The organism is Devosia beringensis (assembly GCF_014926585.1).
In the GTDB taxonomy this organism is placed as follows: domain Bacteria; phylum Pseudomonadota; class Alphaproteobacteria; order Rhizobiales; family Devosiaceae; genus Devosia; species Devosia beringensis.
This window is the reverse complement of sequence record NZ_CP045422.1, coordinates 411,712-424,804: the sequence shown is the minus strand read 5'-3', so window position 1 is coordinate 424,804 and position 13,093 is coordinate 411,712. Positions and strand designations below refer to the sequence as shown.

Annotated in this window: 14 protein-coding genes; 6 read left to right on the top strand and 8 right to left on the bottom strand. The window is 64.5% G+C overall.

All coding sequences use genetic code 11. From position 1 onward, the window contains the following. The first annotated feature begins 104 nt into the window (after positions 1–104). Positions 105–1,127 (top strand): tRNA dihydrouridine(20/20a) synthase DusA, encoded by a 1,023-nt coding sequence (gene dusA, locus GDR53_RS02120; protein WP_193336470.1) that lies wholly within the window; start codon positions 105–107, stop codon positions 1,125–1,127. Between the two features lie 175 nt (positions 1,128–1,302). Then, positions 1,303–3,018, top strand: a complete 1,716-nt coding sequence (locus tag GDR53_RS02115; RefSeq protein WP_193336469.1) for an alpha/beta hydrolase family protein — start codon at positions 1,303–1,305, stop codon at positions 3,016–3,018. A 59-nt stretch (positions 3,019–3,077) separates the two neighbouring features. Here the strand turns inward: GDR53_RS02115 and GDR53_RS02110 are convergent, their stop codons facing one another. Together GDR53_RS02110 and GDR53_RS02105 are read right to left on the bottom strand one after the other, a co-directional pair. Continuing rightward, positions 3,078–3,764: a retropepsin-like aspartic protease family protein gene (locus GDR53_RS02110; RefSeq protein WP_193336468.1), complete on the bottom strand. Its 687-nt coding sequence runs from the start codon at positions 3,762–3,764 to the stop codon at positions 3,078–3,080. 78 nt (positions 3,765–3,842) lie between these two features. Continuing rightward, a complete protein-coding gene (locus GDR53_RS02105; protein WP_193336467.1) occupies positions 3,843–4,691 on the bottom strand; it encodes an adenosylcobinamide-GDP ribazoletransferase in 849 nt (282 codons plus the stop codon). Between the two features lie 58 nt (positions 4,692–4,749). Between GDR53_RS02105 and cobT the strand changes: the two genes are divergently transcribed. Then, a complete protein-coding gene (gene cobT, locus GDR53_RS02100; RefSeq protein ID WP_193336466.1) occupies positions 4,750–5,772 on the top strand; it encodes a nicotinate-nucleotide--dimethylbenzimidazole phosphoribosyltransferase in 1,023 nt (340 codons plus the stop codon). On the opposite strand, the gene GDR53_RS02095 is transcribed toward cobT, so the two are convergent. Both GDR53_RS02095 and GDR53_RS02090 read right to left on the bottom strand, forming a co-directional pair. Next, on the bottom strand, positions 5,769–6,845 hold the full coding sequence (locus tag GDR53_RS02095; protein ID WP_193336465.1) for an HD-GYP domain-containing protein: 1,077 nt from the start codon (positions 6,843–6,845) through the stop codon (positions 5,769–5,771). The genes cobT and GDR53_RS02095 overlap by 4 nt on opposite strands. 93 nt (positions 6,846–6,938) lie before the next feature. Beyond that, a complete protein-coding gene (locus tag GDR53_RS02090; protein ID WP_232846703.1) occupies positions 6,939–8,465 on the bottom strand; it encodes an MFS domain-containing histidine kinase in 1,527 nt (508 codons plus the stop codon). 116 nt (positions 8,466–8,581) lie between these two features. Here GDR53_RS02090 and GDR53_RS02085 point away from each other — a divergent pair, with 116 nt between their 5' ends. The 3 genes from GDR53_RS02085 (at position 8,582) to GDR53_RS02075 (ending at position 10,133) form a co-directional block, all read left to right on the top strand. Next, positions 8,582–9,118, top strand: coding sequence for a thermonuclease family protein (locus GDR53_RS02085; RefSeq protein ID WP_193336464.1), 537 nt, complete (start codon positions 8,582–8,584; stop codon positions 9,116–9,118). A gap of 143 nt (positions 9,119–9,261) precedes the next feature. Then, the gene (locus GDR53_RS02080) at positions 9,262–9,741 is read left to right on the top strand and encodes an Lrp/AsnC family transcriptional regulator (protein WP_193337924.1); all 480 of its coding nucleotides are present in this window, start codon (positions 9,262–9,264) and stop codon (positions 9,739–9,741) included. Positions 9,742–9,770: 29 nt separating this feature from the next. After that, the gene (locus tag GDR53_RS02075; RefSeq protein ID WP_193337923.1) at positions 9,771–10,133 is read left to right on the top strand and encodes a VOC family protein; all 363 of its coding nucleotides are present in this window, start codon (positions 9,771–9,773) and stop codon (positions 10,131–10,133) included. On the opposite strand, the gene GDR53_RS02070 is transcribed toward GDR53_RS02075, so the two are convergent. The 4 genes from GDR53_RS02070 to GDR53_RS02055 form a co-directional block, all read right to left on the bottom strand. Continuing rightward, on the bottom strand, positions 10,130–10,558 hold the full coding sequence (locus tag GDR53_RS02070; protein ID WP_193336463.1) for a hypothetical protein: 429 nt from the start codon (positions 10,556–10,558) through the stop codon (positions 10,130–10,132). The genes GDR53_RS02075 and GDR53_RS02070 overlap by 4 nt on opposite strands. Before the next feature lie 2 nt (positions 10,559–10,560). Beyond that, the gene (locus GDR53_RS02065) at positions 10,561–11,235 is read right to left on the bottom strand and encodes a dienelactone hydrolase family protein (protein WP_193336462.1); all 675 of its coding nucleotides are present in this window, start codon (positions 11,233–11,235) and stop codon (positions 10,561–10,563) included. A gap of 45 nt (positions 11,236–11,280) precedes the next feature. Continuing rightward, positions 11,281–12,294: a GTP 3',8-cyclase MoaA gene (gene moaA, locus GDR53_RS02060; RefSeq protein ID WP_193336461.1), complete on the bottom strand. Its 1,014-nt coding sequence runs from the start codon at positions 12,292–12,294 to the stop codon at positions 11,281–11,283. 105 nt (positions 12,295–12,399) lie between these two features. Next, on the bottom strand, positions 12,400–12,966 hold the full coding sequence (locus tag GDR53_RS02055) for a L,D-transpeptidase (RefSeq protein ID WP_210321418.1): 567 nt from the start codon (positions 12,964–12,966) through the stop codon (positions 12,400–12,402). Positions 12,967–13,093 lie beyond the last annotated feature (127 nt).

Genomic DNA, 13,093 nt, shown 5'->3' with positions numbered 1-13,093 from the left:
AGCACCTGCAACACGCGGCCAACATCTTGCAACCCATGGTGCAAGCCGATAGTCAGACGCGGGTGAACCTGAGAAATGCGATACCAACAGGCAGCCGCGGATTGATGAACGCCCCTGATCAACGCGGATTTTCGGCCCTGGCCCGCTCCCGCCGCTTTTCCGTTGCCCCGATGATGGACTGGACGGACCGCCATTGCCGGTTCCTCCATCGCCTGCTGACGCGCGAGAGCCTGCTGTTCACCGAAATGGTCACCAGCGCCGCCATCATGCATGGCGATGTCGTCCGGCACCTGCGCTTTGATCCCGTCGAACAACCCGTGGCGCTGCAGATGGGCGGCTCCGATCCGGCCGAACTGGCTGCTGCCACTGCCATTGCCCATGACTATGGCTATGCCGAGATCAACCTCAATGTCGGCTGCCCCTCCGATCGCGTACAGTCGGGCCGCTTTGGCGCCTGCCTGATGGCCGAGCCGGCTCTGGTGGCCGAATGCGTGCGCGCCATGCGCGGCGCCACCGACCGCCCGGTCACCGTCAAATGCCGTATCGGCATTGACGACCAGGATGTCGAAACCGGGCTCGACCGCTTTGCCGATGCCATGGTCGAAGCCGGCATTGATGCCCTCTATGTCCATGCCCGCAAGGCCTGGCTGCAGGGCCTGAGCCCCAAGGAAAACCGAACCGTGCCCCCGCTCGACTATGACCGGGTCTATCGCCTGCGCGCCCGCCTCGCGCCGCTGCCGGTCTTCATCAATGGCGGTATCGACACACTGGAGCTGGCGGAAGCCCAGCTGGCGCATACCGATGGCGTCATGCTCGGCCGCGCCGCCTATCACAATCCCATGCTGCTGGCCCAGGTCGACCGCCGCTTTTTTGGCGCCACGACACCTGACGTGACGCTGGAATCGGTGATGCATGCCATGGTCGCCTATGCCGACCGCGAGATCGCCGCCGGTGCCCGCATCAACAATATCACCCGCCACATGCTCGGCCTCGCCGCCGGCCTGCCGGGCGCCCGCCAGTTCCGCCAGATCATGAGCGTGGATGCCTGCAAGCCGGGCGCCGACACTTCGGTCCTGCTGCGCGCCCTCGACGCTGTCCAGCGTCCGCCGCTCGCTCAGGCCGGCTGAGCCCGGACAGGCGTTGCACCGCGACCAACATTTCGTCACGCATTCGCTTTAACTCGGCTGCATTTCGTTTGTGACGATTATGGTTTCGTATTAGACCTGCGCCTAACATTTCAGCACCGCGCATCTTCAGGAGGCATTGTCCTGACGCCACGGCTGGATGTGAGGAGATGCATGCATGTTTAAGAAATTTCGCCTGTTTCACATCGGATGGGTCGTCATCCTGCTGGGCGCGCTGCTCGCCCACTTCATCCAGACCGCCGGCGACGTCACCATCAAGGATCTGCGCTTCACCGGCACCAATGGCCAGACCCTGAGCGGCCTGCTTTACGTGCCCCCTGGCGTCAGCGCCGACAACAAGGCACCGGCTATTTTGGCTGTGCATGGCTATATCAACAGCCGCGAAACCCAGTCCGGCTTTGCCATCGAATTTGCCCGCCGCGGCTATGTCGTGCTGGCACTCGACCAGTCCGGACACGGCTATTCGGACGCACCCGCTTTCGCCAATGGCTTTGGCGGCCCCGGCGCGCTGGCCTATCTGCGCAGCCTCGACATTGTCGATGTCGACAATATCGGCCTGGAAGGCCACTCCATGGGCGGCTGGACCGTCCTCGCCGCCGCCAGCGTCATGCCCGATGGCTACAAGGCCATGGTGCTCGAGGGCTCCAGCACCGGTGCCCCTTTTGCCGCCGACGGCACCACCAGCTGGCCACGCAACCTGGCGGTGGTCTTCTCCAAATATGACGAATTTTCCCAGCTGATGTGGGGCGTCGACCGCGCCCAGGATGCGCCTTCCAGCCCCAAGCTGCAGGCCGTCTTCGGCGCCACAGAGGCCATCGTCCCCGGCCAGGTCTATGGCGATATTGCCGCCGGCACCGCCCGCCAGCTGCAGACTCCCAATACCACCCATCCCGGTGACCACCTCTCCCCCGAGGCCATTGGCTACGCCATCGACTGGTTCGCCCAGACCCTGGACGGCGCCCAGCCCCTCCCGGCCAGCGACCAGATCTGGCACTGGAAGGAACTCGGTACGCTGATCGCCCTGGTTGGCTTCGTCGTCCTGCTCGCTGGCACCTTCGACATGCTGCTCGCCGCCCCGGCCTTTGCCGGCCTGCGCACCGTGTCGCTCGAAAATCCGAGCGATACCGCCTATGTCAAGCGCACGCCCAAGTGGTGGCTGGTGTTTGCCCTCAGCGCCTTCGTGCCGGTGCTGAGCTACTATGCCTTCCTCTACTGGGGCGGCCTGTTACTGCCGGCCTCGGCCATCCTGCCGCAGACCATCACCAGTCAGATCGCCTTCTGGGCGGTGCTCAACGGCGTCATCGTCTTTGCCCTCGGCTTCGTGCTCAAGGGCGACAAGGTCGAGGGACGCGGCGATATCTGGCGGTCACTGCTGATCGCCCTGGCCACCGTCGGCATCGGCTATCTCTTCGTGCTGGCCGCCGATTTCCTGTTCAAGGTCGATTTCCGCTTCTGGGTCGTGGCCGTCAAGCCGATGAGCCTGGTCCAGTTCAAGATTGCCCTGGTCTATCTGCTACCCTTCACCGTCTTCTTCGTGCTGGCTCTGCGTGGCCTGCACGCGGGTCTGTCGGTGGCTGGCGACAGCCGACTGGTACAATATGCCAGCAATATCGGCGCATTGGCGCTGGGTTTTGTGGTGTTCCTGGCCTTCCAGTACGGCACGCTGCTGTTCAGCGGCCACCTGTTCTCGATGAACGAGCCGCTCAACACGGTCATCGCCATGCAGTTCCTGCCGCTGCTGGCCATCGTGGCCTTCCTGTCGACTTTTGCCTGGCGGCGCACCGGCAGCTATCTGCCGGGGGCCTTCATCAATGCGTTGTTTGTCACTTGGTACATTGTGGCCGGCCAGGCCACCCAGTTCCCGGTCAGCTGATCGGAGCGACACCCTGACAGCAGAACGGCCGGTGTGCGCACCGGCCGTTTTTTTTTTGCCTAGTCTTCCAGTTCCAGCGCGTTCTGCGTCACGCTGTAGCGGCTGAGCGTTTCAAGGAAGGTCATGCCCAAAAGGCTCGTTTCAAGCGCGCCGGCCTCGGCAACAAAGGCGACAATGCCCTGCCGCTCGATCCCGCCCACCACCACCTGCTCGAGCCGCACCCGTGCCGCGCGTCCGGTGCCATTGGCCGTCGACACGACGATGGAATAGCGCAGGTTGGCGGTGTCGATGCCGGCGGCCTCGGCATCGGCAATGGTCAGCACCATGGCGCTGGCCCCGGTATCAAAGATCATCGGGGTCGTATGGCCATTGACCGTGGCATTGATTTCGAAATGCCCGCCCATGCCGCGTCGGAACGTCGCCGTGCCCTGCTGCGCATTGACTACCGCCACGCCCGGCTGCAATTCCCCCGCCACGCGGCCGGCAATGCCGGTAATCTCGTCGCGATAGGCATAGGTGAGGCCGGCAAGGGCAAATATGCCGATCCACAGCACCACGCTAGTGAGCAGTTCGCGGGCGGGACGGCGGCGAGTGAACAGGCCCCCGGCAAAGACGATGAGAAGCACCAGAAGCGGCAGCAATTGGGCGGTCTGCCCCTGTGACAGCCCGACCATGGCGCCCGCATCTGCGCTGATCAGCAAAGCCAGCCCGACCGAGATCAGCAGCGCAATTCCGATGAAGATCATGCTGGCGCGCTTTCGGTTTCGGGCAAACTCATCTCTCCGATAAAGACATTCCGAGCGAAACTTTCAACCCTTGCGCCATCACACGAACGCCATCAGTGCCGCCAGCGCGGCGATTTCAACCAGGCCGCCCAGTGCGCCAATCAGGTCGCCGCTCTGCCCGCCCACCAGGCGCTTGCACAGCGCCGTCCAGCCGGCAATCACCGCAAGGGTGGCCACCAGGACAAAACCCAGCGCCAGCATATTGGTTGCCGGTCCGCCCAGCACAAAGGCCAGCAACACGGCAAATACCGCGCCTACGGCAAAGCTACGGCCGCTGACGACGCCTGCTGCCGCCGAGATGCCATCGGGCCGCGCCGCCGGCAGGGCGACCGCCAGCCACAGCGCGCCTGAGCGCCCGACAATGCTGGCCGCCAGCCAGATAGCCCCGGCGGCTAGGGGGCTGATCGCCGCGACCGCGCCCAGCCCGGTCACCCGCAGCAGGATGAACAGGCACAAGGCGGCCACCCCATAGGTGCCGTGCCGACTGTCCTTCATGATTTCGAGTCGGCGCGCCGGGCTATGGCCGCCGAACAGCCCGTCCGCCGCATCGGCCAGTGCATCCTCGGCCATGGCCCCGCTCACCAGCACCATGGCGCCCACCGCCAGCGCCGCCACGAAATAGGCCGGCAGGCCGAGCAGGGTGCCCCCGACCAGCAGAGCCGCCGGGCCAATCCCGATCACCAGGCTGGCCAGTGGCAGCGCCATGGCAATGCGGTTGAGGTCCGGCTTCTGGTGCGGGCTGTCCCCGGTCGGCAGCCGGGAAAAGAACCGCAGCGCCATGACCAGGTCGTCGATCAGCCCCATCCCGCCGGGTGGGGCGGCCGGGCGGCTGGGCTCGATCGCCTCAGGCGCAATCGCATCCTTTTGTGGCGTTTGGGTCAATTGCATTCGGCCCTGTTCTAGGCAACAACATGCCTCCTTCCTACCACAGCATCCCGGACTCGCCATGCCCTCGCTCAATCCCGCCTATGCCGACGTTCTCGAACTTCTGACCATCGTTCCCGATGGCGATGAGTCGGCCGTCGCAGCAGTCCGGGCCCGCGACTCGCAGCTGACCAAGCCGCCCGGTTCGCTCGGCGCGCTCGAGGGCCTGGTGGAGTTTCTGGCGCGCTGGCAGGGCCGGGCCCAGCCGCGGCTCGACAATCCCATGGTCACCATCTTTGCCGGCAATCACGGTGTGACCGACCAGGGCGTCTCGGCCTTCCCGCGCGAAGTCACCGCCCAGATGGTGGCCAATTTCACCAATGGCGGCGCCGCCATTTCCCAGATTTGCGCCCTGCATGAAATCAATCTGCGCGTCTTTGAGCTGGCGCTCGAACTGCCCACCGGCGACATCACCCTGGTGCCGGCGCTGGACGACAAGATGTGCGCCGCCACCATCGCCTATGGCATGGAAGCCATTGCCGGCAAGCCGGACCTGATCTGCATTGGCGAAATGGGCATCGGCAATACCACGGTGGCCGCCGCCATCTATGCTGCGCTCTATGGCGGCACCGGCGCTGACTGGGTCGGCCGCGGCACCGGCGTCGATGATGCCGGCCTCACGCGCAAGGCCGACGCCGTTGATCGCGCTCTGGCCCGACACGCCGGCGAACTCGACCACCCGCTGGCCATCCTCGCCCGCGTCGGTGGCCGCGAGATCGCCGCCATGCTCGGCGCCCTGCTGGCCGCCCGCCACCAGAAGGTGCCCGTCATCATCGATGGCTTCGTCGCCACCTCGGCTGCCGCCCTTGCCCACGCCGTCAATCCGGCGGCGATCGATCATTGTCTCTTCGCCCATGTCTCGGCTGAATCCGGCCATGCCAGGGCCTTGACCGCCATGGGGCAGAAGGGGCTGCTCGATCTGGGCATGCGTCTGGGTGAGGGCAGCGGGGCCGCTTTGGCTGCCGTGCTGGCCAAGACGGCGCTGCATCTGCACACCAATATGGCCACCTTCGCCGCTGCCGGCGTCAGCGGCAGCGAAATCTAGCCGGGATTGGGGGCCATCACCCGGTCCATTTCGCGGACCAGTCGGGCTTCCACCTTGCCGGCGCTCGCCATGGCCTGGAGCACGGCAATGGCCTGGGCATGGCTCTTGGGTTCCTTGTAGCTGCGCCGTTCGATCAGCGCCGCATAGACGTCGCTGACCGTGATGATGCGCGTCATCTCATCGATGTCGGCAGCGTTGATCCTGTCCGGATAGCCGCTGCCATCGAGGTATTCGTGGTGATGCCGCACCGCATTGAGGATATCGCGCTCGATGCCGCCCTGCGCCGCCAGATAGTCAAAGCCCGCCGCCGGATGGCCGCGAATGATGTCGGTTTCGCGCAGGGTCAGGGCGCTGGGCTTGTCGAGCAGCGCAATGGGAATGGTGGACTTGCCGATATCGTGCAGCAGGCCGGCTATGGTGACCCGCAGGATGTCGGCCCGCGACATGCCCGTCTTGGTGGCAAAGGCTGAAGCCACACCGGTCACCAGCATGCAGTGCTGGTAGGTGCCGTCATGGTGGTCGCGCACAGCCGCCATCCAGTCGGTTACGCTGGTCACGCAGACCGAGTCGGCGATCTGCTCGCAGGCCTTGATGACGCCTGCCTTGTCCAGCTTGCCATTGCTGCTCATGGCCTTGAAGCTGTCGCCCAGTGCGACCACGCCGCCGCCGATCGCTTGCAGCTGGGCTGATGTCGCGCGGTCGCCGCCCGCGGGCCGGCTCTTGCCGAAATGGTGTTGCAGCGCCGCCCGCATGTCGGCCACGCTCGACTGCCGGGGCATCAGCTGATTGGCCCCCAGCACATTGGCGTGCACGCTGGCCACGCGATTGTCGCTATCGATCAGGAAGATGCGGCAGCCGTTGCCGCGCTTGACCAGGGCGGATTTGAGCCGGTGCACATTGTCGAGCTTGCGCAGGTCGACATCGACAACCAGGCAGGGATCGGTGTCCAGATGGCTGGCTACGAAGTCACCCAGCAGGATCGGATCGGCACCCAGCCCCTTGGCCGTGCGGCGGGTTTCTGCTGTCGGCTTGTCGGTGATCAGCAGCACTGCGCGTCTGGCTGTATTGGGCACGCCGCTCTCCATTCTGTGCCGCTATCCTGGCAGCAGAAGGTTGATGGGCGGCTAATATCATCCGCAGAAGTATTTATAACTCAACGCTTTGTGTCAGCTGGCCGCCGAATAGATCTCGAGCCGGTTGCGCTTCTCCACCACCGGCGCCAGCGCGTCCATCACCCGGGCGCGCGGGAAGGTGGCGATCACTTCGGTGCCGAAGCGTAGCTTGCTGAACAGGTCGAACCGGCCCTGGTGCAGTTCCATGATCTTCTGCACGATCGGTAGGCCCAGGCCGGCACCCTGTTCGGCGGTCTTCTGGGCCAGCGAGCCCTGGCCGAACGAACTCAGCACGGTCTCGATCTCGTCCTCGGGAATGCCCGGGCCATTGTCCTTGACCGAAACCAGCTGGCCGCCATCCCCGCTCCGGGCCACCTGCAGGATCACCTTGCCATGCTGGGGCGTGAACTTGATGGCATTGCTGAGCAGGTTGAGCACCACCTGGCGGATGGCGCGCTCATCGCCCCACAGCCTGGGCATGTTGTCGCCAACACTGAACACCAGCTCGATGCCCTTGGACTTGGCGCGCAGCTCCATCATCCGTCGGCAATCGGCGGCAATATCGACCAGCGACACCACCTCTTCATTGAGCTCGTACTTGCCCGCCTCGATGCGGCTGAGGTCGAGCAGTTCGTTGATCAGGTTGAGCAGGTGCTGGCCGCTGCCATGGATGTCCCCGGCATATTCCTTGTATTGCGGCACCTGGTGCGGTCCCAGCAGTTCGGAATGCAGCACTTCGGAAAAGCCGATAATGGCATTGAGCGGGGTGCGCAGCTCGTGGCTCATGGTGGCGAGGAACTGCGACTTGGCGATATTGGCCTGTTCGGCGTGGCGGCGCGCCTCGTCCGACATCTGGCGCGCTTCTTCCAGCTCGCTGATCAGCGCGTCCTTTTCCGCCTGGTGGGTAATGGTGTGCAGTTCCGAAGCGTGCAGCTGGCGCGCCAGATAGACGAAGAACACCTCGCCACACAAAGCCACGGCGGCCAGGGTATAGTTCAGCGTCCCGCCCAGCATGATCAGGTTGGCCGACACCGTGATGGTCACCGGCAGCGTGCTCATCAGCGTGGCCGGGGGCAGGGTGCGGGTGGCGATGGCATTGGCGGCAATGGCGACCAGCACCATGGCGAACATGACCGGGGTCAGCGTATTGGGGTCGGCCACCAGGGTGAACAGCGCCAGCAGCGACCAGGCCAGGCCCAGCAGGGTCTCCCCGGCGACAAAAGTGGTGGTCCATTCGGCGGCATTGAACTTGGCCGCATCGGCCGTCTTGAAGCGCTGCGCCATCAGCACCACGATCAGCATGCTCAGCAGCACCAGCCCGGCCCACAGCGCGGTGAACAGTGTCGGCACCCAGAAGCTGGCGACAAAGGCCAGGATGCCCACGAGCGCCGCCATGGGCAGCGCCGCGCCACGCCGCGACTCGGCATAGTCATGCATCAGTTCGAAATCGAAGGAGGAGCGCGTGCCCGAGCTCGAGGTCAGGCGCTGGCGGGCATCAAGCACGGTGCGCTGCGCCGCACGCTTGCTGTCTCGGCCCATTTGCGAACGGACATCATCGATGACAGCCGACTGGGGCGACATGGGTACTCGTCACTCGTTACGCGTTACTAAAACGGGCTACTGACAATGCCCGCACTACTCTTGGCGAAACTCTAGGCAGCGCGTAGTTAACGTCTGGTGAAACCGCATGGGGACAGATGTATCGATCCACCGTCTTTTTTGGCCGGCGTGGCACAATCCTGGCCATTGTCGTGCTGGCTGGCGTGGCCCTGCTCGCCAACTGGCTCGATACGCCGCTCCCGCCCGTCGCCGGTTCGGGGCGCGTCAGCGATGGCGACAGCTTCCATCTGGGCGATGATCGGGTGCGCCTGCTGGGCCTTGATGCCCCCGAACTGGCCCAGGATTGCGCCGGCGCCGATGGGGCCCGCTGGCCCTGTGGTCGCGTGGCGCGCGACCGCTTGGCGCGCCTGCTGGCCAGCGGGTCCATCGATTGCCGGCCCGAAGAACGTGACCGCTATGATCGCCTGCTGGCCCGCTGCACGGTCGATGACATTGATCTGGGCGCGACCATGGTAGCTGAGGGACTGGCCGTTTCCGCCGGCGACTACTGGAACGAGCAGAACGCTGCCCCCAGCGCCGGCCGCGGCATCTGGGCCGGCGGCTTCGACATGCCCGCCGACTGGCGCATCGACCACCCGCGCGGCAGCGGCCTGCTGGGTTGGTTCGGACTCTAGGCTAAAACTGGGTTAAAAACGGCGTTCAACTTGAACTACGCAAGATTATTGCTAATACAGGGCAAACGTGGCACCTATTCGACGATATTTTGAGCAAAATCAACCATTCTTGGAAAACTGATTTCGCTGGGGGCGATATGGCTTTGGACAAGATCGACAGAAAAATCCTCACCCTGCTGCAAAAGGACGCGACCATGCCGGTCGCCGAGATCGGCCGCAAGGTCGGCCTGTCGACCACGCCATGCTGGCGCCGGATCCAGAAGATGGAAGAAGACGGCGTCATTCAGCGCCGCGTCGCCGTGCTCGATCCAGTCAAGGTCAATGTCGGCGTCACCGTCTTTGTCTCGGTCAAGACCAATGAGCACAATGACATCTGGATGCGCAAATTTGCCGGCGTCATCGAGGAATTTCCCGAAGTCGTCGAATTCTATCGCATGAGCGGCGATGTCGACTATCTGATGCGCGTCGTCGTCCCCGACATCGGCGCCTATGACAATTTCTACAAGCGGCTGATTGGCAAGATCAACCTGACCGACGTCAGCTCGGCCTTTGCCATGGGCCAGATCAAATACACCACGGCGCTGCCGCTCGACTTTGCCCTTGTGGTGGACGACGACAAGTGAGCGGCCTGGTCGGCTTTGAACATATCGGCATGACCTCGGGCGATCTCGATCGCACCATCGCCTTCTATTGTGACCTGCTCGGCCTGCGCCTGGCCCTGCGCAAGCCCGGCCTGGCCTTTCTCGATGCCGGTGGCGGCATGCTGGAAGTCTTCGGTCCCGCCGAAGGCGCGGCCACGGCCCGTGACGTGCCGCCAGGCGAGGCCGGCATGCGCCACCTCACGCTGGCCTTCGCCGATGTTGACGCCATCTTCGCCCAGCTCGAGGCCGCTGGCGTGCCGATCGTCGAGCGGCCCCGCAATGCCCACAATACCGAAATGATCAAACGCGTCGCCTTCGTAAGCGATCCGGACGGCATCATCGTCGAACTGATCGAACGCGCCGATACTCGTTAGGCTAGCTCGTCCAGCGCCGCCAAGGCGTCACCCAACGTTGCCATCACGTCGTGCCGCACGCCGTCGCCGTCCAGCAGCAGCAGCCGCTGCACGCTGTGGTCGTTGTAGAGACTGACCATGAAATCCTCGACGCTGAGCCGGCCATAGTCCGCGACCGGCACCGTCAGCGCTTCGAGCACCAGCTGCGGCCCGTACGCTCGCTGGGCACAGAGGTCCAACACCAGCTTGAGCGCGGGCGACGCTGCTGCCAGCGCGGCCCGAAACTCCAAAATATCATCGCCCAGCCCACCGGCCGCAAAGAGCCGATCGACCTGGGCGTCGATCAGCAGGGCCGCCAGCAGCGCCTTGCGGCGTGACAGCGGCGCACCTTGCGCCGCCGCCACTGCATCGGCCAGGTAGGCCCGATGATGGCCCAGGTCAGTCAAGATCAGCCAAGGTGCTTGCGGAAGAAGTCCAGCGTCCGCGCCGAGGCCTTGGTGCAGGCCTCGATGTTGAAATTGGCTGGCCGGTCGCTGTTGCAGAAGCCGTGCCCGGCCGCATAGACGTGGATCGGGACATCCGGATGCCGCGCCTTGAGCGCCTCGATCTGCTCGAGCGGAATACCGCTATCCTGGTCGCCGTAATGCATTTCCAGCGGGATCGTGGGGTCGAGCTCGATATAGTTGGGGATCCCGCCGCCATAATAGCCCGAGGCCGCGCTCAGCCCCAGCCCGGCATGGGCCGCCCGCCAGCTCGTGGTGCCGCCAAAGCAATAGCCGGTAATGCCGACCTTGCCGGCTTCCGACGCCGCCTTGACGGCCGCTTCGACGTCCAGCAGGGCAGCGGCCGGATCGAACTTCTTCATCAACTCGCCGATGACGACAAACTGCTCGGGGCCGTAATTGTCGCTCTCATAGCCAAACTCGATGCGGTCGAACATCGCCGGCGCCACCGCCAGAAAGCCATGCTCGGCAAAGCGATCGACCACGCTGCGCACCCAGTGGTTCAGACCCCAGACCTCCTGGATCACCACCACGCCGCCGCGCGGCGTTCCCTCGGGGACGGCGCGATAGGCGTTCAGCGTAAATCCGTCGCTGGCGGTGAGTGTCGTGCGATCGCCCATGCTTGTCTCCAGTCGTCGTGAATGAGTGGTCTATATCGGTAGCTATTAGCCGCCCGTAACACTCATGTGTCGGGTAACGGCTGGGGTAGTCATGCTGCGGTCGAGCACGAAGTCGTGCCCCTTGGGCTTGAGCAGCATGGCCTGGTCCAGCGCCGCATCGAGGGCAGGGCCCCCACCATCGCGCAAGGCATCGCGCAGATTGACCTGATCGTCCTGCCCCAGGCACATGAACAGCTGGCCCGTCGCCGTCAGGCGCACGCGGTTGCAGCTCTCGCAGAAATTGTGGCTCATCGGCGTGATGAAGCCCAGGACGCCCCCGGTTTCGGCCACATGCACATAGCGCGCCGGCCCGCCGGTCTTCTTGTCGAGCTTTTCCAGCGTGTAGCGGCGCGCCAGCTGGTCATGCAGCTGCCGCAGCGGCAGGTAGCTGTCGACCCGGTCGATGCCGACCTCGCCCAGCGGCATGCCCTCGATCAGCGTCAGGCCCATGTCGCGGCCATGTGCCCAGGCCATCATCGGTTCGATTTCGTCGTCATTGACCCCCGCCATCGCCACCATATTGATCTTGATGGCCAGGCCCTCTGCCTGCGCCGCCGCGATCCCGGCCAGCACATCGCCCAGCCGCCCGCGCCGGGTAATGGCGGCAAAACGGGCCTCGTCCAGCGTGTCGAGCGACACATTGATCCGCTTGACACCGGCTTCGGCCAGCCCCGCCGCATGCTTGGCCAGCTGGCTGCCATTGGTGGTCAGGGTCAGCTCGTCCAGCCCCTGGCCGATCCGGCTGCCCAGCGTGCGCACCAGGTCCATGATATCGCGCCGCACCAGCGGTTCGCCGCCGGTCAGCCGGATGCGGGTCGCGCCGCGATCGATGAAGGCGCCGGCAATGCTCTCGATTTCCTCAAAGCTGAGCACTTCCCGCTTGGGCAGGAAGGTCATGTCCTCGGCCATGCAATAGACGCAGCGGAAATCGCAGCGGTCCGTCACCGAAATGCGCAGATAGGAAATGTGCCGACCATAGCGGTCGATGAGGGGACGGGCAGGGGGCAAAGAACTGGTCATGGCACCAGACTAGTCGCCCGGGCATGATTTTCAAAGCCACGCCGCAACAAAAAGGGCCGCCTCGCGGCGACCCTTTGGCATTTGATGGCCTGCTGGCAGTCCCGATCAGTGATTGACCACGATCTGGGCGCCGACACTGACGCGCTCATAGAGGTCGGCCACGTCTTCATTGGTGAGGCGGATGCAGCCCGACGAGACGGCCAGGCCGATCGAGCGGGGCTCGGACGTGCCATGTACGCGGTAGAGGGTCGAGCCGATATAGAGGGCGCGTGCGCCCAGCGGATTGTCCGGGCCACCGGGCATGTAGGCGGGCAGGTCGGGGACCCGCTTGCGCATCTGCGGTGGTGGGGTCCAGCCTGGCCACTCGGCCTTGCGGGTGATGCGGTGCGTGCCCGACCAGGTGAAGCCGTCGCGGCCGACGCCGACGCCATACTTCATCGCCTTGCCGTCTTCCATCACCAGATAGAGGCGGCGCTCGTCGGTCTCGATGACAATCGTGCCGGGCTTGTAGCTGGAGGTGTAGTCGACGATCTCCTTGCGGATCACGCTGCCGCTGCGGGCGGGCTTTTGCAGTGTGGACGCTTCCACCCAGGTGGCTGTGTCCGGATCATAGGCAATCGCAGCCATGCTGGGTGCCACGCTGGCGGCCGACAGAACGAGCGACAGCACCATCACTATCGCAGACTTGAACTTGATCATCTTCTAGACTTGGCCTCTGCAAGTAATGACGAACGGTCGATTCGCGCGTCAACAATTGACGTTGCTTACGCGCTTTGAACTTCAGCGAAAAGAGGTTTGC